18 protein-coding genes and 1 pseudogene are annotated in these 20,178 nt (G+C 36.1%); 4 read left to right on the top strand and 15 right to left on the bottom strand.

Going from position 1 to position 20,178, the window contains the following annotated elements:
* Positions 1-117: 117 nt before the first annotated feature.
* Positions 118-348, bottom strand: a pseudogene (locus J7J00_RS16930) (IS110 family transposase); the annotation flags it as partial.
* 279 nt (positions 349-627) lie between these two features.
* Here J7J00_RS16930 and J7J00_RS16925 point away from each other — a divergent pair.
* The gene (locus tag J7J00_RS16925) at positions 628-1,620 is read left to right on the top strand and encodes a thiamine pyrophosphate-dependent dehydrogenase E1 component subunit alpha (protein ID WP_214792493.1); all 993 of its coding nucleotides are present in this window, start codon (positions 628-630) and stop codon (positions 1,618-1,620) included.
* A 21-nt stretch (positions 1,621-1,641) separates the two neighbouring features.
* Positions 1,642-2,706, top strand: a complete 1,065-nt coding sequence (locus J7J00_RS16920; protein WP_214792490.1) for an alpha-ketoacid dehydrogenase subunit beta — start codon at positions 1,642-1,644, stop codon at positions 2,704-2,706.
* Positions 2,707-4,843: 2,137 nt separating this feature from the next.
* Here J7J00_RS16920 and J7J00_RS16915 read toward each other — a convergent pair.
* Together J7J00_RS16915 and J7J00_RS16910 are read right to left on the bottom strand one after the other, a co-directional pair.
* Positions 4,844-4,999, bottom strand: a complete 156-nt coding sequence (locus tag J7J00_RS16915; RefSeq protein WP_286201419.1) for a hypothetical protein — start codon at positions 4,997-4,999, stop codon at positions 4,844-4,846.
* Positions 5,000-5,095: 96 nt separating this feature from the next.
* Positions 5,096-5,275 (bottom strand): hypothetical protein, encoded by a 180-nt coding sequence (locus tag J7J00_RS16910; protein ID WP_214792487.1) that lies wholly within the window; start codon positions 5,273-5,275, stop codon positions 5,096-5,098.
* A 359-nt stretch (positions 5,276-5,634) separates the two neighbouring features.
* On the opposite strand from J7J00_RS16910, the gene J7J00_RS16905 reads away from it, so the two are divergent.
* Positions 5,635-6,006: a cyclic-phosphate processing receiver domain-containing protein gene (locus J7J00_RS16905; protein WP_214792484.1), complete on the top strand. Its 372-nt coding sequence runs from the start codon at positions 5,635-5,637 to the stop codon at positions 6,004-6,006.
* Positions 6,007-6,345: 339 nt separating this feature from the next.
* Here the strand turns inward: J7J00_RS16905 and J7J00_RS16900 are convergent, their stop codons facing one another.
* From J7J00_RS16900 to J7J00_RS16845, 12 genes are all read right to left on the bottom strand, one after another.
* Positions 6,346-7,263 carry a DMT family transporter gene (locus J7J00_RS16900; RefSeq protein ID WP_214792481.1) on the bottom strand — a complete coding sequence of 306 codons (918 nt, stop codon included), beginning with the start codon at positions 7,261-7,263 and terminating at the stop codon, positions 6,346-6,348.
* Complete coding sequence (locus J7J00_RS16895) at positions 7,256-7,948, bottom strand: GntR family transcriptional regulator (protein WP_309487191.1); 693 nt, start codon at positions 7,946-7,948, stop codon at positions 7,256-7,258. Before J7J00_RS16895 ends, J7J00_RS16900 begins: the two co-directional genes overlap by 8 nt.
* A 918-nt stretch (positions 7,949-8,866) precedes the next feature.
* Complete coding sequence (locus tag J7J00_RS16890) at positions 8,867-9,691, bottom strand: class I SAM-dependent methyltransferase (protein WP_214792475.1); 825 nt, start codon at positions 9,689-9,691, stop codon at positions 8,867-8,869.
* Between the two features lie 342 nt (positions 9,692-10,033).
* Positions 10,034-10,855 (bottom strand): alpha/beta fold hydrolase, encoded by an 822-nt coding sequence (locus J7J00_RS16885; RefSeq protein WP_214792472.1) that lies wholly within the window; start codon positions 10,853-10,855, stop codon positions 10,034-10,036.
* A gap of 636 nt (positions 10,856-11,491) precedes the next feature.
* On the bottom strand, positions 11,492-11,947 hold the full coding sequence (locus J7J00_RS16880; protein ID WP_396020569.1) for a hypothetical protein: 456 nt from the start codon (positions 11,945-11,947) through the stop codon (positions 11,492-11,494).
* Between the two features lie 42 nt (positions 11,948-11,989).
* Positions 11,990-12,487: a (2Fe-2S)-binding protein gene (locus J7J00_RS16875; RefSeq protein WP_214792470.1), complete on the bottom strand. Its 498-nt coding sequence runs from the start codon at positions 12,485-12,487 to the stop codon at positions 11,990-11,992.
* Positions 12,480-13,322 carry an FAD binding domain-containing protein gene (locus J7J00_RS16870; RefSeq protein ID WP_214792467.1) on the bottom strand — a complete coding sequence of 281 codons (843 nt, stop codon included), beginning with the start codon at positions 13,320-13,322 and terminating at the stop codon, positions 12,480-12,482. Before J7J00_RS16870 ends, J7J00_RS16875 begins: the two co-directional genes overlap by 8 nt.
* The gene (locus tag J7J00_RS16865; protein WP_214792464.1) at positions 13,322-15,643 is read right to left on the bottom strand and encodes a xanthine dehydrogenase family protein molybdopterin-binding subunit; all 2,322 of its coding nucleotides are present in this window, start codon (positions 15,641-15,643) and stop codon (positions 13,322-13,324) included. Before J7J00_RS16865 ends, J7J00_RS16870 begins: the two co-directional genes overlap by 1 nt.
* Before the next feature lie 31 nt (positions 15,644-15,674).
* Positions 15,675-16,277, bottom strand: coding sequence for a nucleotidyltransferase family protein (locus J7J00_RS16860; RefSeq protein ID WP_214792461.1), 603 nt, complete (start codon positions 16,275-16,277; stop codon positions 15,675-15,677).
* Positions 16,274-17,215, bottom strand: a complete 942-nt coding sequence (locus tag J7J00_RS16855; RefSeq protein WP_286201421.1) for an XdhC family protein — start codon at positions 17,213-17,215, stop codon at positions 16,274-16,276. Before J7J00_RS16855 ends, J7J00_RS16860 begins: the two co-directional genes overlap by 4 nt.
* A gap of 317 nt (positions 17,216-17,532) precedes the next feature.
* The gene (locus J7J00_RS16850; protein ID WP_396020568.1) at positions 17,533-17,988 is read right to left on the bottom strand and encodes a HEAT repeat domain-containing protein; all 456 of its coding nucleotides are present in this window, start codon (positions 17,986-17,988) and stop codon (positions 17,533-17,535) included.
* 326 nt (positions 17,989-18,314) lie between these two features.
* Entirely contained in the window at positions 18,315-19,142 is an 828-nt protein-coding gene (locus J7J00_RS16845) for a TrmB family transcriptional regulator (protein WP_214792453.1), read from the bottom strand.
* Positions 19,143-19,280: 138 nt separating this feature from the next.
* Here J7J00_RS16845 and J7J00_RS16840 point away from each other — a divergent pair, with 138 nt between their 5' ends.
* On the top strand, positions 19,281-19,910 hold the full coding sequence (locus tag J7J00_RS16840) for a homoserine/threonine efflux transporter (RefSeq protein WP_214792452.1): 630 nt from the start codon (positions 19,281-19,283) through the stop codon (positions 19,908-19,910).
* Positions 19,911-20,178 lie beyond the last annotated feature (268 nt).

Genomic DNA, 20,178 nt, shown 5'->3' with positions numbered 1-20,178 from the left:
GGCAAAGGAAATTTTCGGTTCCTTAAATAAACCTACGCCTTAGGCTCAATTATGAAATCATTTTCCTCAAAAGTTTGCTCTGTATTGCAATAGCATTGGAGAAAAAACAAAGTCACTTCTAGGTATTGGCTCCAAATCTACTTTATTATACAGCTCGTAGAGATGGTAAGCATCAATCACATCTGTCTTTACTTTTCGTAGAGATGAGCTCTTTTCTCGATATAAGACAAGTTGGTTAATGATAATTAGTACATAATCTCTTTCCTCGAAATGCTGAACAACTGGTGTATGACAATGTCTAGTAGACTCTAATACGACCGGAGGTCGAATTCCTGTTAAGTTTTCTATTTCTCCCTTACTTAACAAATATCCATAATAGTAAGTACTGACGCCCTAAATGAATCTTAAACACGCTGCTTCCGGAATTCATACCATCTTTTCACTTCAGTGATTAGTGAATTGGATAGTATATTTTAACAAAACGAGACAAAACGAGACAACAATCTCATTTTGTCTCGTTTTGTTTCGACTGAAAATAGATAAAATCCTAATTTACCGACCTCCCATCTTGGCACGGCATTTGCAATATATAAGATTGACTCATTATTAATGATTGGGGGCTGAAAAATGGAAATGGTTCAATCGAATGAAATAAAGTTATCACAGGACAAGGCTTATTGGATGTACAAAAAAATGCTGGAGATCAGGAAATTCGAAGACCAAGTTCATGAATCTTTTGCAAAAGGTATTTTACCAGGTTTTGTCCATTTGTATGCTGGGGAAGAAGCGGTAGCTGTAGGAGTATGTGCTCACCTTTCTGAAAAGGACAGCATTACAAGCACTCACAGGGGGCATGGCCACTGCATTGCAAAAGAATGTGACCTTAACGGGATGATGGCTGAAATCTATGGGAAAGTGACAGGGCTTTGCAAGGGAAAAGGCGGTTCCATGCATATTGCCGATTTGGATAAGGGGATGTTAGGTGCAAACGGGATAGTTGGTGGAGGCTTTCCCCTCGCATGCGGTGCAGCATTAACTGCGAAATATAAAAAGACCGATCATGTTAGTGTTTGTTTTTTTGGTGATGGTGCCAATAATCATGGGACATTCCATGAAGGTATAAATCTGGCGGCAATTTGGAAGCTACCCGTAATATTCATCGCAGAAAATAATGGGTATGGGGAGGCCACGCCATTCAATTATGCTTCAAGCTGTAAAACGATAGCCGATCGGGCGATTAGCTACAATATCCCGGGTGTCCGAGTGGATGGGAAAGATGTATTGGCTGTGTATAAGGCTGCCGAAGAAGCCGTTCAGAGGGCTCGCAGGGGAGAAGGTCCATCATTGATCGAATGCGTTACTTATCGTAATTATGGACACTTCGAGGGAGATGCACAGAAATATAAAAAAGAACAAGACAAAAAGGAGCATAAACAAGACAAAGATGCGATTTCCCTGTTTAGGAATTACTTACTCAAACAGAATCTGCTGGCGGAAAAAGAACTGATTTCTCTTGAGATTGCCGTTGAGGAATCAATTAAACAAGCAGTCAAGTTCAGTGAAGATAGCCCATATCCAGAGGCTTCCGATTTATTAAAAGATGTTTATGTATCCTATTAAATGATAAAAGGAGGAATTGAAATGAGTAGAAAAATCAGCATGTCACAAGCAATAAATGAAGCAATGGCCATGGCAATGAGAAAAGATGAAAATGTCATCCTTATGGGAGAAGATGTAGCCGGAGGCGCAGAGGTTGATCATTTGCAGGATGACGAAGCATGGGGTGGTGTTTTAGGTGTCACAAAAGGATTGGTTCAAGAGTTTGGCCGCGATAGAATCCTTGATACGCCCATTGCAGAAGCCGGTTATATGGGTGCGGCCATGGCAGCCGCTTCGACAGGCTTACGACCGATTGCCGAGCTAATGTTCAACGATTTCATTGGCAGCTGTTTGGATGAAGTAATGAATCAAGGTGCGAAGTTCCGCTATATGTTTGGAGGAAAAGCACAGGTTCCCGTGACAATCCGTACGATGCATGGTGCAGGGTTCAGGGCTGCAGCACAACATTCACAAAGCCTTTATGCCTTGTTCACTAGCATTCCTGGATTGAAGGTCGTTGTTCCCTCATCCCCCTATGACGCAAAAGGGCTCTTACTTTCAGCCATAGAAGATAATGATCCTGTCATCTTTTTTGAAGATAAAACGCTATACAACATGGTCGGAGAGGTTCCGGAAGGCTACTATACAATCCCAATCGGCAAAGCTGAAATTAAAAGGAAAGGCTCGGATTTGACGATCGTTGCCATCGGTAAACAAGTTCACACCGCGATGGAGGCCGCTGAAAAACTTATTTCAAAAGGCATTGAAGTCGAGATTGTCGACCCGCGGAGCTTGTCACCACTGGATGAGGAATCGATTCTCAATTCTGTGGCAAAAACAAATCGTTTGATCGTGATCGATGAAGCGAACCCAAGATGCAGTGTCGCAACGGATATTGCCGCACTGGTGGCGGATAAGGGATTTGACACGCTCGATGGGCCAATCAAGAGGATTACGGCACCACATACACCTGTACCTTTTTCTCCACCGCTAGAAGATATTTACCTTCCAACATCAGAAAAAGTAATACAAGTCGTTTCAGAATTATTGGGGGAGCCTTCCATTAGACATAAGGTTGAAGGAAAAACTCGTTTAATGAAACTCTAACGCGAAATGCCCCTTCAAATAAGAAAAAAAGGTACATAACTCATCAATAACTTGCTAACCAAAACTTGCTAACCAACTTTCCCAAACTTCTTAATAAAGACTTTTGTAAAAGAACCAAAGAAATAGGTAATCAACATTTCGTGATTAGAGGTTACATAACATTATTATTCCGTTTTAAAAAAAGATGTTGTCATCTCGCATTAATTTATAGTCTGCCTTGATTTCTGAAACTTTTTAATTCATTTATATGTAAAAATCGACTTTTACGATTTACATATAAATGAATTGCACCCATTATACCAAAGAACTGATTGCTGAAGGTAGGAAGTATTTTATAACAAATTCAATTTGAAGGTTTACTTTATAGTCTTTGGCAACTTCCTATTGATTCACTGCATGCTGTTGCAATTATGAAAGCAGTTCCTAAAAATCGTAACCTTTACTTAAAAATAAGTTTAAAAACAGGGAGGATGGTTCATCATTTATTAAAGGTTATTCATGATATAGGCAGTTAAAAGTTTAAAGAGAGATTATTTTCTAAATAGAGGACCCTATAATCACTTTCAGGAAGAAAAAGCGGAAATTTCAAGATAAAAACCCTTAGAGTTATCATTTAAAATATATTAATATAACTTTTTAGAAGTGTTAACCCGTGATTTTTCTCATATTACCATATATTATATATATCAGAATAACAAAGTTGGTAAATCAGGTCAGTTAAGCGTAATGTTTTGATAACTATAAGAATTTCAAATGAGCAACATGAATAAAAAGATTAGATGGGCCTCAGCAGAGCGGCGTTATTTTTATTAATAGAAGGGGGGAATCGTTTATTTAACATGTCTAAATCTTCATACTCAACAACTGAAGATTTATCCGAATTCTTTGTATCGAGAAATGCTGAAACCGGTTTTTCACATGAAGGAAAAATATAATATGGATTACAATTAATACAACAAAATGATTTGAGATCCTTAGAGTCAAATGACTAAGTATAGTAAATAATAAGTGAACTAAAACCATTAAGTGATTAATCGTAAACAAACAAAATAGCCAAAAACGAAAAATGTTAGCCATTAACAGATAAATTACGATTGAGAATAAAAATCTGAAATTTAATTGACATTTATGGGACTTAACTCATTGTGAAAGCAGCTTAAATCCATGCAAAATTCGCTGGCAATATTTAATCCCAATATAAAATTGAAGATCAATCATTTTTTTCTAACTAAACGTAACAAGATTAACTTAAAGTATTAGTTAACAATGAGTAATTAGATAAAAAGATTATAATAAATAATTGTGCAGATAAATATAAAAATCTCCATTCCGTCTCACTAAGTTAAGTATTCTTAAGATATGAGATAAAATTAACAATAAAAATACAACTTCCTATAATATATATTATGTAAACTATATAAAATTTTTTAATAAAACAAGATCCTTTAAAGTCTCTACTTTATTATTTGTTTTCCGTCTACTCCCTTCCACTAAAAACAGATTATCGGAAAAATTTCACTGACAGTTCCTAAATTGAATATGATTATTTTACTTTCTAAACGCTAGTCATCTTTTACAATCCAACTAATAAATATTGTTAAGTTGATATGCATAGAATACTGTCCCATGCATATCAACTTAAGAGAAAAATCCACCATAACCATCAGGCTCAGTTACGTAATAATTCCAAAAGTAAAAATTCACCTTTCTTCAGTTGTGTCCACCACAGTATTTAGCGGAAAACATTCGATAATCTTAAAAGCCATCACTACTAACTTCTATGGTTTTATTACGTTAGGATATACTTTATTATCGTTTGAAAAGCATTTGTTTCCTTTGCACGCTGCAGATGAGACGATAGTTTTACAATTACTATATCGGATTTAGGCGCAATGTATATTTACTGATCAAAACGTCCACGGGCTGAAAATATCCTCCGAATTCGTCATGGCTAACCCACCATTGATTAAGATAAGAGAATTCTGTAAGGTGACGATGAGTGTAACCGGGCAATTTAGTGTAATAATAATGAAGTTACGCAACCAGCGCGCGGCTTTTGATTGAACCAGTATATAAACCTAATCAATTGCCTCTCAAAATGAAAGAATCTCCAACAGAATGCTGGAGATTCTTAAGATTATTTTTTAAACTTATCCGGAAACTGCTTTATAACTCCCGCAGAGATAGTATCCGCCATTAAGATTATATGTGTGACCCCTTCGTCAATTGAAGCGATTCTTCCGTTCCAATTTTTTGCTAAGCTTGCAGATAAATCATTTGTCACTAATTTCAAATGCATATAAAGCAAATTTTTTAAATCTTCATTTTTCAGCTGGTTATTTATAGTTAAAAAATTGATTCCCTTTATATAAGACAGTAAATGTTGGTTTTACCCTTTTGATATAGAGCAGGAATCAACGTTACATTCTTTTAAAGCATTATCAATCAATGAAAGCTGATCATCAATCATTGATAAGTGGAAAATATGATAGTCATTTATTTGTTCCTTTAACTCCAACAGCAGCGTTTTGTCCCTTAGTACAAGGAAAATCTCTTCTGGATGTAACATATCACTTCTCCTTTTAGTTAAGATATTACCTTTTACCCTAATTATTACAATTATTAACTTTTAAGCGAATGTTTTGTCTCATATTTCACAAGGAATATTTAGAGGAAGTTACTAAACTGTCCGAAGACAATACGTTAGTTAAAAAAACTATGCAACTGAGTTTCATAAGGGAGCGGCTGAAGAAGCACAACGATAAGTATAAAGAATATTTATAAAAATAGGCTGTCGTATATTAGCCTTTAACGTCGAAAATGTCCCCTTCTTACATTTTTGTGATAGACTTAATATATAAAACTATATTTTCTTGGGGTTTTTTGACTTCTATTAATCACACTTCTATAAGGGAAGGTGTATAAAAAATGGAGAAAATCAGCGTTTTTCTGGATGACTATCGGAAAGCTCCCGATGTCTATGTGTTAGTCGAGACTATTGACGAATGTATAGAGCTATTGCAAAACTTTGATATTGAACACCTCTCTTTGGACCATGATTTATTAAATAAAACTAGGAATGGTTTTATGCTTGTTCAAAAGATGGTCAAAGAAAAACTTTTTGCTAACCGCATCACTATTCACTCTGCCAATTCAGTTGGCGGTAAAGCAATGTATAACTGTTTAAAGCAAGCACAACGGAATTTAACAATGCCCCCTGCCATTATTGTTTCCTTACGCCCCCTGCCCCTCAAATTCTTCCCGTCAAAGGTCTTGCAACATTATATAGATATAAGATAAACTCTTCTCAATTACATTTCATAGAAGAATTATACGATGCTTTTGAGATTGTATTGCGAAAACGTTACCGTAAGTGAGTTTATTGTAAGACCATCTCGACAACAGCCGTAATATGTAAAAATTGCTCAGGCTAGAAAAGCATTTTCTAAAAATCAATGTATTTTTGAATGATTAAATGCATGCGTAAAACTCGTAAAATAGAAAAAAAGCAATTCACATGTAGTGTAATTGCTTTTTTTAATGTATTTTCGAGCTTCATGGTAGTTTATAATTTAAAGTCTATAACGCTTTATATTCTACAGCAGAGATTCCATTATTTTGCCCGGTTTACAACTGACATTACTTGTTTTTTACGAATGATAAAATCGTAATGGTGCTTATAATGCAGAGTGTGCCGAGCCACTCGGCAAAACCGAATGTTACATTCAGCCAGAAAACGGATATTAAGGTTGCGGATAATGGCTCAACTGAAGCTAATAAACTTACCTCTGAAGCAGAGATGAATTTTGTACTTTCCAAATAAAAATAAAAAGCAATGATCGTACCGAAAATGATGATGAATAATACCGCTGAAAATGAAGGTAACGTCCAATTGCCTTCGAATGCCCATGGAGGATGAATCATGCTAAAGCATATGCCCCCAATCAACATGCCCCATCCCACAACAATCATTGAACCCCATCTTGAAAGGAGTTTAGAAGGCTGCAATGTATAGAATGCTAATGCAAAGGCTGATGTTATTCCCCAAAATACTGCCCACCCGGAAATGGAAAGTGTACGTATGCTTCCTCCTGTCACAAGCAAAAAAGTGCCTAAAATCGCTATGATCACAGCTACACTCACAGTAATGCTTGGAAAACGTCTGGAATGAATGGCTAAATAACAAGTAATCAGGGCCGGTGCCAAGTATTGAAGGACTGTAGCAGTGGCTGCGTTGCCATGTTCAATTGCTGCAAAATATGTGTATTGAACAGCGAGCATTCCCAAAATTGCAAAAAGAATAATTTGAAGCGCATCTTTTTTAGTTTTCCAAATCTCAAAAACTTTCAGTCTTTCGTTCTTATAAGCGACCCCCAATAAGATGATTCCAGAAAGCAACAAGCGTACAACAGTGATCCACTCAGGACTGAAACCTTGCTGCTGAAATAGATATTGAGCAGCCGTTCCTGATACTCCCCATAACGCAGCGCCAGTCAGTACTAGTGCAATCCCTTTATTTCTTGAAGGTGATATAGCTACTAAAGTATCATTACTCATTTTTTTCTTCCCCACTTTTTACACGTTCCGTATGGGCTTGAATTCTAAAGTAACTTTCTTTCCAATTCTTTTCTATCACCTTAAGCACCATAGTGAGATTTCCATTCTTTAATGCCTGTATGATCTGATCATGCTCATCAACGGAAAGGTGAACATCACTAACCTGATTGAAATAAAACAGTTCTATTCGTATAAGTTTTTGTTTGAGTCCTGTTAGAATCCGCTTTAATTCATCATTTGTAGAAAGGTTGATGTAAATGGAGTGAAAGTCATCATCTTTCTGAACGGCCACTATTTGATTTCCCTCGTCGATTGCTTTTTTCACTTCATGATTGATGGCTTCCATCTCAATTAAGTGTTTTTCTTCAATGAAATCAAAAGCCTGTTCCATAGCCAACTTTTCCAGTGTCCAAACAATGGAATATATGTTTAATACCCCTTCGAATTGAATAGGGGAAACAATTGTTGAACGGCTAGGCTTGGTCTCTACAAAACCCTCATCCTCAAGCCTTAAAAGTGCTTCTCTAATGGGGGTTCTGCTTACTCCCAATTGTTCAGCTAATTCTTTGTCACGTAATTGTTCGCCTGGTGTTAGGATTCCCTGTACAATCCAATCCCGCAATATCATGTATGCTTCTTCACGTACAGAAGTACGTTTTATTTTTTGTGATGAATTTGAATGCACCAACGGCTTTACCTCCTTGAAATACCAATATTTAATATGCAATATATCACATATTGAATTCCGTTGAAATAGAAATAAGAAAGTTTTACCGCTGTATTTTTAAATTGATTTCATAATTGCTCCACCACATGGCGTAAGACTCAGTCTTGATGGTCTCGTCAACGGAGAAAGTAAAAGCCAAGAATAATAGAATTCAAACACTTTCTTTTCAAACCAAAAAGACAACACTCACAACCAAAGTGCTGTCTTTTTAATTGGATTATCCCATCATTGAGAAAATAGTTGGCGGTCATGATCAATTCTTTTGCCCTTGTAAAGCGGAAAACTTCTAAAGTATGAACAGTATAAGAAGCTTAAATCCTTCCCTCCTTTGTCCAATACGATTCCTTTTTTGCAATCTTCAAGACCCCTTCCGCTCATTGAGATTTACTAATTCAACTGGGGAGTGGGAATATCTGCGCGGCGTTGAAAGATCCTACTGGCATTCCTTTATTCGGGGAGTCATTCCATTAGGGTTGGTTATGTCAAAATACCAAAGAAAGACATACTAAAGGACGACTTTAGTCAAACCTCTTCCCTTGCAGCAAAATTCCGATTGCGAATTCCATTCGAATTGTTTCGAATGTTTTCTAAAAAAATGTCTTGAAAATGGCTTGGTGCTGACCGCACTCATTACAGGAATATTCTATTTCTAATGCATCTTCAGTTACTGTATGTACTGTCTCTTTTTTACAGGTTTCACAAAATCTCTTTTCGGATATTTCTTTCATGTATCATTCACACTCCATTTTCCCATCATTGTTTTGTAGCCTTGTTACTATTATTTTGCGAATATCCTTCAGAAAAAATACCTTTTTCCTAAAGGACATTAAAAAGAAGATAATGAATTCAGGGAAAATGGTACTGGAATAGTTAATTTCACCTCGGATTCCAATACATCAAAGCTGCATGAAACGGATATTCGTATTCGAAAACTCCTTCTTTTTCCACCACATATTTATTTAGAATCGTTTTTACTTCATCATAGGAAAAATGTTCATCGAGAATTTTTGTTGTATTATCGCGAATCATTTCTTCATAGGTGGAATAGATTTTTTTACTTTTCAATTTAACGATCTTACAGTCCGCCAGTATTCCAAGTTGATACAAAACATTCAAGATGTGTATGTAATCCCGCTTTCTTAAATTGATCGTGTATCCTCGTTGCTTCAATTCCATATAATGAGGTTTTTCTGGTCCGGTTGTCATACCTACTATCACTAACCGGGCTGCAGACTCATTCATTTTTAATAAGGTTTGACCGATTTCTGTCATACGGTAATAACAATTAAAACCAAATACTACATCATATCTGTCCCTTTTCGTATCACTTTCCCACTTATCATGAATCAATTCCATGTTTTCGAAACCTTTTTCGTTCGCCTGGGATTCCAAAAAACTGATAATGCTTTTGGAGCTATCTATACAAGTTAACTTCTTGACTTCTTTTGCAATATCGAATGTATAATTGCCCCATCCAGGGCCGATTTCCAAAACATGATCATCCTGTTTTAATAATGCCAATAACTCTTGCTGCACATGTTTTGCATAAGGATCCGCTTTATGTTGTTTTTTCTCTGCCACCTTGGAAGACCAAAAAGCTTCTTCTGCTGCATCATCTTTTAGCCTGTTAGGTATCTTCCCTGTATGATCTGCCATTGCCTGTTTCCAAAGTTCGATATAATCAAAGTTATCAGTTTTCATCCGTACTCTCCTCAAATTATATAATTTATGTGTAATAATCTTTGCTTTTAACTATTCTTACCCCATAGTTGCAAAAGAAAAAGAGCTGCAAATCAGCTCCTGATAATGAACAAAGCCTTTTTATATTATAATCTCTCAACATATTAGCAGTGGTCATACTCAACTACTTGCAGCGTTTTGTCCAAAGACTCACTGCTTTAGGGCTTTCTGTTTCTCTATTTTATAGGTACTCTTTTTAATAATACAATAAGATTATCAATAAAGTTTTGTTAACATTATGTTCGAAAAGGGGAATGCTGACGTTTCATCCGCTTCTCCACTTCTATATATCTTATAAAAGGTTTACACGTTTTTAAAATGCTGTTGGATATAAGAATTCACTTTATCAGGCACTTCGATTTGGATAAAATGCCCGGCATTTTGAATAATGTGAACCTGTGCATGTGGGAAACCTTCTTTCTGGAGCTTGTAGGCAAATTCAAAAGGTATATAAGGATCCATCTCTCCCCAAATTATTGTGACAGGTATTTTGATCTGATTTAGTTTTTGATTGTACGATTTTACCTTTTCTATATTTCCTGAACGGTATAGATCCAAGATGACTTTACAAGATTCGGGTGTTCTAAAGACACGAAAGAAGTCTTCCAGAATTTCGTCAACTATGTTCGGAATCGTTTGCTTCAATTCAGTTTGAGCTTGGGGATCATCTGACATGCGCTTCATTATTTTCTCTCCGGCATTTGGTGTTCTCCAAATCTGAGCAAGTGAGTGCCACTTATAATCTACTGATATGGTTGTATTTGAAACAAAGAGACTTAGTATTCTCTCTGGATGATCACATGCCCATTTCAGTCCAATAAGTCCGCCCCAGTCATGTACAATAAGGTGTAATTTCTCTAGTTTCAGTTCCCTTGTAAAATCCGATACAAACTGTTCATATCTTTCCCATGTTGAGGATTCATCAAACTGTTCACTTTGGCCGAATCCAGGGAGATCCGGTGCAATGGTTCTAAATCCATAAGACACAATGCATGGAATCATTTCCTTCCACAAAAGGCTGGACTCAGGTACCCCGTGCAATAAAAGAACTGGGGGATCATTAACATTGCCTTTCTCGATATAAGATACCATCTTTCCATTTATTATCATTTTTTTCTTTTCCACTTTTATCTACCTCCTGATTAAAGTATTTTGAAACCTTATTAGCATTAAGCCAGGTCATAGTTCCTGCCTAGAATGGGGGTTTCTTTAGAATAGACTATGAATAAAATAACTATATAGAGAGTTTAAATGGAATTACTATCAAATTCCCTCTCTCATTTCTATGTTAGTTTGCTATTTAATGCTTGTGTTTTTAGACTTTTATCCAAAGTTTATTCAAAAATGGATTTATCAAAGATGTGGATTTGGACTCCTTCTTTGTCCGAAATTTATTCGCTTCCATCTCTACCCTATATAACATCAAACAGCACAACAAAAAAAGGTAAAGCGACAAAAAGCCTCACCTCTTAAATGATTAAAACCTTTATTACCCTAAAGGTATCAAAGTTAATTGATCAATCCACTTAAATTGTACTTCCGCTCTTTAATGCATGATCCAATCATTACGGGTGTTTCATCTAGTTCATTTACATCCGTAAATGATTCAAAGTTTCTAACCCAATCTTTTCTAGGTTTTAGGTAATGACATCTGTGGACTTTTGCTGAGTGAAGAAAAATATGAAGATGATAATGGGAATGGCAATTAGAAAGGCATTGTTTCTCGAACTTTTAATTGTAGGTATATCTGTTAATGACATTTTATTCATTCCCTTTTAATGTAGTTAATAATTCTGGTGGTACGTTATAGTGCTTCTTTACAATCGTATTAAAAAAATTATAATCTTCAATTGGCAATGCCGGAACAACTTCAGGATAACCAAAAATAGGACCGGAAACATTAAGTGAGAAATCACCTGACGAAATAAATATTCCAGTCACATGTATGGCATCATTGATTAATAATATAGCTATAATGATGTCCAATATATCGATAAAAAGATTTCCCACTTGCGAGTGGTCCTTCCCTTCTAAACGATGGCCCCCAAAAAGAGGCCCACCTAATGAGAGACCAAATCTGCCTGCTCTTACAAAAACGCCAATGATTGTGATTTGTCCAGTTAATAATAGGATGGCTGTTGTAATTTCGAGATTACGCTGAAAGGAGTGAATTACTTTTTTTTCTGAATTAACTACACAGGTTTCAATCAATATCACCACTCCCCATGTAGGCATTTTATTCATATAAACGGGCAAACGTCACTGATTTGTTTGATTTTTTGTATTTAAAAGTTCTATTACTGAATATATTGCTTTTTCAATTTCTTTATATCCGGTACATCGACAAATATTCGAAGAAAGCCATGTTTCAATTTTTTCAGGACTTGGGTTCCTGTCATTAAGGAGTAAAGCCTGGCAAATCATTATAAATCCTGATGTACAATATCCACATTGAAAAGCAAAATGTTCCACAAATGCTCTCTGAATCGGGGTATTCTTGAGGCCCTCTATTGTAAGGATTTCTGAATCAATTGCTTCAATAGCTAACATTAAACAGGATTTCATTGGCTGTTTATTCATTATAATCGTACAAGCGCCGCAATCTCCATTTAAACATCCAGGTTTAGCTCCTGTAAGTCCAATTTTATCTCGGAGAACATCTAGCAATATATCTGATGCCAATATATCCCTCTCATACCGTTCTTTATTTATTTCTAATTGAATGGTAATTTTTCGATCTGCCGAATGGCTATTCATGTTCCTCACCACCTATATATGACAATATGTATGAAAGGGTATTTTCTAAAACAAATAATCTATATTCATTGGATCCTTCTATATCGTTTAAAACAGGAGTTGGTAAAAACTCAAAAGAGGTTAAAATTCGATCTTTAAATGATAAACTCTTATCATTTAGTTTGTTTTCCATTTGAATTGACCGAAAAGGATATGGGCATACCCCGCTGAATGCAAATCGAATAAATCCTTCTTTTTTTAATGAGGCAACTGTTAAAAGCGGATATCCCGTTTTCCATTGCTGCCTCTTCTTTACACTAATGTGTTTAGCTTTCAGATAATCTTTTTCTGTTACAATTTGCACGAGAAATTCCCCTTCGTCAAGTCGTAGCTCTTTATGGAAAACTTCATTAATAAATTCTTTCCTTGTTCCTTTTGGACCTGCAATAATGACAGTACTATCTGATAATAAAAATGGAAGAACTGACTCTCTATAAAAAATTTGACCACATATGTTTCCACCTATAGTGATTTTATTTCTTGATGTATAATCAGCAACTTCTTTTGAAGTATCCGCTAATAGCGGAAATAGCCTATTTTCTTCGATAGCGCGTAAACTCAATGTTGAGCCAATGATCAGTTCTTGGTGTTGAAACCCGAATGCATTGCATTCGGGAATACCTTTTAAATCAATAATCGCATCGGTGTATACAAAATTTAAACGTCCTAATGTTAAAACTTCAGTCCCTCCACCATAATACATAGGTTTTTTTTCTTGTATTTTTAATAGTTGATAAAGTTCAATCGCCTCTTTTATCGATTGAGGTTTATAATAATCAAAATTATAAGGTAACATTACGCTCTTCTCCCTCTCTTCCCCCTCCAAATGAGTTCAGGAAGTAATGGCAACTGGTTCAAAGGAATCCCAGCAGCCAAAGATAAACTGTTACCTAAAGCAGCTGGCATACCAAGAAGCCCATGTTCTCCAAGGCCCCTTGCGCCATATGGGGCATCTAAGTGTGGTGTTTCTACAAATTCACAGATATATTCAGGGTTTTCTCCATATCTTAACGGTCTATAGGTTCTGAGTTGAGGGTTTAATACTCTGCCAAGGTGATCGAAATAGAATGTTTCACGCCCACCAAATGCTATCCCCATGCTCATTGCACCCATTATTTGTCCTTCTGCAGTTTTTTGATTCAGAACCTTTCCTGCATCAATGACAGATATTGCCCTTACTATCTTGTAAGTATATTCATTTATGTCATACTCCACTTCTACCCCTTGTGCGCCAACAGTCCATTCAGGACCTGGTCTGCCTGCACCTGTATTGGGATCTAAATTTGTTATATGTGGAATGGTATATTGCCCTCTACCGATGATTTGTCCTCCAATCGTGCTTCCGTCAGGATATGTATACCCATACACTAGCCGTTTGAAAGGAATTTCTATATTCGGTTCCCCTTTCATAAAGACCCTTTCCTGGCCAAGGACGATGTCTTCAATAGGAGCTCGTAATACACAAGAAGCAAGTTTCTTTATTTGTAAAAGAGCATCTTCCACAGCTTGAATTGCAGCCCTTCCTGCCATTAATGTTCCACGGCTTGCTACCGTTTTCCAATGTTCTGGAGTATTTTGTGTATTTACTTTCATCTGAACGTTTACACGATCAATTGAGACCTTTAATTTATCTGATACAATCTGTGTTAATATCGTTTTCGTTCCAGTACCGATTTCTACTACTCCTGAAATAAGGTTTACACTGCCATCAGGGTTAAAGGTTAAAATGACACCAGATCCAGCGTTGGTATCGATCGTTGAAGTTTTCCATATACAAGCGATCCCTTTTGCCCTTATTATCTTGTCGTTTATTTTAACTAACTGGCCCTCTTCCCAATTCATTTTTTTCTTAAGCACCTGTATGCATTTAGGAAGATTACCTACCGTGCTCGAATTCAATTTAACTTGTGTTGGGGTGGAGTGCCCTGGGAGTATCGCATTCATTTCACGAAGTTCAAGTGGATCCATTCCAAGCTTTTTTGAAAGAGAATCCATAGTCCGCTCAAAAGCAAACAGAACTTCTGAATGGGCGAAACCTCGATAAGGCGAGGCATATGGATGATTTGTATACATACAGAGAGAGTCACACCAAATATTTTCTATATTGTAAGGTCCGATGCAATCTACAGCTCCAGCACGGCTTAGATCTGTAGCTTTGTCGGCATATGCTCCCCCGTCCCATAAATACGTCAGCTCTGCGACCTTTAGCAAACCAGATTGTGTACAACCTAATTTAATGGTAGCATCTAATCCAATATGACAAGGTGATGTCAAAATATCCTCTTCACGACTATTTTCCACTTTTACTAGCCTGCCATTAACGGCCTTTGACGCGATATAAGCTAATAGTTCAAGTTGGACCGAGGCTTTACCACCGAATGCCCCTCCAACAAGTGGAGTGTTTACTATGACGTTTCCAATTTCAACATCAAAGTAATCACTTATCAAACGCTTGATCATGAAGGGAGCTTGAGAAGAAGAAGTGATAATGATCTTATCATCTGAGTGAATTTCCGCTAAAGAACATCTTGTTTCCATGGCTGCATGGTCGGAGGGGGAAAAAGAAAATTTTTCCTCAATAATGATTTCGCTCTCTTGCCAACCTGTTTTTCTGTCGCCTTTTCTGATTTTGGTTCGATTTGCTATATTTGTGCCTGGCTCGGGAAATACCTCGGATATTTTTTTATAGGTATCTAAATCTGGGTGGAGTAGAGGGGAATTGGGATTTAAGGCTTCCATTGGTGAATTGACAACGGCTAAAGGTTCATAGATAACTTGAATATTGTCAGCTGCAATCTTTGCTTGTTTCATTGTATCAGCAACAACAAGTGCTACTACTTCTCCATGATAGCGGACTTTATCTAGAGCTATGGGATACCGATCCCTGATTTCTTCTCCTGTTAGTGGTAAATTCCCACCTGTTATGATTGCACGAACGCCTGGAACTTTTTCAGCTTTGGTTAGATTAATATTTTTAATAAGGGCATGTGCATAAGGACTAATTACCTTTTTAACATGGAGAATTTTTACTTCTTCGCGGTCTCCTGTGTAAATCGCCTGCCCTGTCACCTTTTCCCAGGCATCTTTTCGAGTTACCCCTTTTCCGATAATATCCATATAGTCTCCTCATTTTCATTATTATTCTTATTTAATTGTTATCTATTTTGTTTTTCCAAAAAAGATATTCTTTCATATTATCAATATCAACAAACCATTTTTCTACATAAAAAGGAACAAGTATCCCCTGTTCTCTCTTCGCCATTAGAATCTGTCTTGCGCCTCGGTCTCCTCGTAAAAGGTGAATGTCGGAAAAGAGATCTTTGTCAATAAGTATGGGAGGTCGTATACAACCATAAAAACTAGAGGCAACAAAGGAGTAATTAGGGTTTCTTTTGTATATTTCGATGAGTTTGTTTATCATATTTGTTGTTATAAAGGGCTGATCAGCAAGTAAAATTACTACGGCGTCCGAATGTATGTTGTTTGCTGATCGTATACCTGTTTGGAGTGAATGGGATTGACCTGCTTCAGGTTCTTTAATTTCGACCGTAATTATTTTTTCAGAACAAAAACCTGATAAATCTAGGTGGTTTAAATGATTTGAAATAATGATAATATCGTTAAGTTCAGATAGAACCGCTTTTTCTAATCCCCATCTTCCCAATTCTTTATTTCCTAATGGCAATGCTAATTTATTTATACCCATTCGATAACTATTTCCAGCGGCCAGGTATACCCCAGTTATTTTCATTCGGGATGTCCCTTCATTCTTTTATGCTGAATTAATTCGGCTATAATGCTAACTGCAATCTCGAAAGGGCCCTTTGCTCCAATTGATAAACCGATCGGTGAGTGTATATTATTAGGGGTTTTCGTGTCAAATAAACTGGCTGTACGTTTTTTGGAACCTAAAATGCCTATATAGGATAATGACTGATTCATCATTAGTGAAAGTATTTCTTTATCTCTCTGAAAGTTATGAGTCATGATGATAACATAATCATCTTTTTTAAAAGATAGTTGTTCCATAATGTCAGTTGGGAATCCTATAATATGGCTAACTGCGTCGGGTATATTATTTTCGTTGCAAAGCTCAGACCTCCAATCGCAAACAGTAACTAAAAACCCTATTGAGGTAGCCATAGTGACAACTGGATATACATCACATCCAGCTCCAAAAATGATTAAACGCGGTTTAGGTATAATCTTTTGCATATAAATAAAGCTAACATCATTATCTTTGGGTTCATTATTATTCTCATCCTCTGGGCGGAAAGAATACCCCAATAAGTTCCACTCATCATCTAACTCAATTTGATGGACGATTACTTTAGCTTCTTTAATGGAAGCCAAGACATATGAAAGATTTTCTTTTAATTTATGGTCCACATACTCCAGTAATATATATATAGTTCCGTTACAACCTGTTCCAATTCCCCATTCTAGATCTTCATCACTTTCCATGTGATATACAAAGGTCTCTGTATTTTTCCTTTCAAACACTCTGCAAGAATGAAGAATAAGATCTTCCTCGATACACCCAACACTAATAATGCCTAAAGATGTACCATCTTTTTTTATAAGCATGGAGGTACCTTCACGCAAGTATGCTGAACCTTCCACATGAATGATGGTAGCCAATACACACTCCATGGATGTCGATTGAATCTCTTCAAGGATCGTATACATTTGATTCACTTGTCTTCCCCCTGGTCTTCTATGAGTTCATTCATTCTATTAATCATTATGTTGATTTATAAAAAAAATGTGTTTATATAGAAATAGAATTATTCTAGTGCGGGCTGAGCACATGGGAAATGTTGTTTTTCTTGAATTGTGCTTTAAAGGCTCACAGTCATTTAATCCTTGTATGCAAGAGAGTGTCTCATTCGATGGTTTGAAAAAAGGGGAGGGATATAAATGTATTCCTATTTTATTGGTAAACAAAAAGGAGCAAAAATTTTGCTCCTTCATCCAATCTTATTTGTTTTCCATTTGAATAAATTTTATCTTTTCGATAAAGCAGACCAAGTATTTTCTAACCACTTATCAAAATCTGCCCCTTTTTCACCCTCATAGGTATCATATATATCCATTCTCATTTTCTGAAGTTTCTCTTTGAATTCAGTATATGAGTGATTTTCTGGTAAACTCTTCTTGATCCTTACTAAGATTTTGGTTAATCCTTTAACCAATTCGCCCTTTTTCCTTGGTGGCAATTGGACATCTTCGCCTAATCTTTTCAGTTGACGGTATGCAGCCTCTTGAACTTTATATACAGAATCACTATTCATGATATGTGTGAGAATATCGATTACTTGTTTATTTTTTGTCTGACCTAACTCTTCGATCGCATCTAAACGTTCTCTCCAATTAGATTTGCGATTGGCAGATCTTTTTAATTCCTCATAGTTGGCAGGTAACTCGATCCCTTTTGTTTCTTTGTTATTCAAATGAATCATTTCTCCTTCTGTCTTTATGTAATCTGGATATCAAAATGTTAATCCGATATCACAATAATCCCATTACCAAGAATGGTTTATTCCATTCTTCATTATACCCGTTTCCGTATTTTAATATAGTTATATTTCTTAATCTTCTGCTGTATCTTCAATCAGTCGGGTGCCGGGGGCGATGCTTTGCTTCTAAAAACTTACCTGCACCTATGCTCAATAAGTAACTTCATCTTTAAAGGGCATAAATCCTGCCTGGATTCATGCCTCTATTGTTGACTATGAAGTAAGCTTTTTCTTATTATGTTGTAAAAACAGACAATAATAGCACAAATCTAGTCCACGTAATGTTTTTTATAATCTGGATGGATAGAAAATTTTTTACGTAAATTGGCGAGGTTTACACCAAAGCTTTCTTCTAAAAGTTCTCTATGTTTCTCCATGATTTCCATGAGATACAAATCATGAATCATGACTTCTGTAATGGGCATTACCAAACCTACATGCATGGTCCATGCTGCACGGCTATCTTTACCAAGCGAGACAATGCCTGCTACTACTTCTGAATCATCTCCACTAATAACAAGCCATCGTCCACCATACTCTTCTGTAATTTCATGCCCCATATAATGGAGGTAAACATTAGCAAAATCACAGACGATTTCCCCATAGGCAATAATTGTTACATTGACTCCTTTATTTGCGGCCTGTCTTAGTTCCGACTGTAAATCTTCGAACTCGTCTTCCCAAATCTCTAAGAGTATTCTTTTTTTAGCAGATAATATACAAGCTTTTACCTTATCGAGTATTTCATTGCGCCCCATAATATTCCAGATGTTTTCACGATCATTTGCAGAACGTTCAAACTCCGCTAATGATTTTTCTGCCAGTTCAAAATTTTCTTCTGCTTTCATGCGTCGGTTTTTTATTAGCTCCCTTGCAGGTACGGGAGTATACTGTGGTGTGTTTCCAGGACTAACCAGAATATCTCCTCTTATTGCGAGACTGTCCAGTATTTCATATATTCTTGACCGTGGTACACCGGAGTTTTTTGCAACTGCATAGCCTGTTAATGGCGATTCTTCCAATAAGGCAAGATATGCTTTCGCTTCATATTCGGTAAAATTTAGATTTTTTAATGTGTCTAAAATGTTTTCTTTCATAAACCCTCCACACAACCGTAGTTGCTACCTTTGTAACTAATATTTTAGCAAAATCTGTTGACGATTTCCATTTTCATCTAATATACTTACATAAGTAGTTACTTGAGTAACCACTATTAAAGGGAAGGGAGAAATAGTATGGATAGCTTACTTACATACATATCAATAGTTGCAATGATGGTTATTTTACCTGGAGCAGATACAATGCTCTTAGTGAAAAACACGCTAAGCTATGGTCCAAAAGCTGGACGTTATACCGTTCTCGGAATGGCAACGGGACTTTCTTTTTGGACGCTTATTGCCATTCTTGGATTATCTGTTGTCATTGCAAAGTCTGTGATTCTGTTCAGTACAATTAAATATTTGGGAGCCGCCTACTTAATTTATTTAGGGATAAAAAGTTTTTTTGCTAAAAGCGCTTTTTCCTTAAAAGAAATTCAAGCACAAGCAAATACACCTACGAAGTATTCAAGCCGACATAATAAAGATTCCTTTATGCAAGCATTACTTAATAATATTCTTAATCCAAAGACCGTTTTAGTTTATATAACAATCATGCCTCAATTTATCAATTTGAACGGAAATGTAAACCAGCAATTGATTATATTAGCCTTCATCTTAACCTTACTTGCTGTATTGTGGTTTCTTTTTCTTGTTTTTCTAATTGATTATGCAAAAAAATGGATGAACAACTCTAAATTCCAGAAAGCATTCCAAAAATCAACTGGCTTAATTTTAATAGGTTTTGGCATAAAAACAGGAATTTAAGTTCATTTACTCACACATTTAATTTGATTCTATCCGTTCAGAAAATTGAACGGTTTTTTTCATATGTATATACATGCAATTAACATACTGTATACTAACCTGCACTGTAAGTTGCATATAATCAATCTTTCATCCGTACATATGGCACTGCATTATTAATCTACAAAGAGTTTTTCCTCATTCATTAAGTTCCCTAACATGGTCATTAATTAAGTGAAAAATAAAGCGTCAGCATTTTTCCATAAGCGCGAAAATGCTGACGAGTAAT

Origin of the sequence: Bacillus sp. ISL-4, assembly GCF_018613275.1 — a bacterium.
Taxonomy (GTDB): Bacteria; Bacillota; Bacilli; order Bacillales; family DSM-1321; genus Peribacillus; species Peribacillus simplex_E.
The sequence above is the reverse complement of the archived record's forward strand: the minus strand, read 5'-3'. Positions and strand labels throughout refer to the sequence as shown.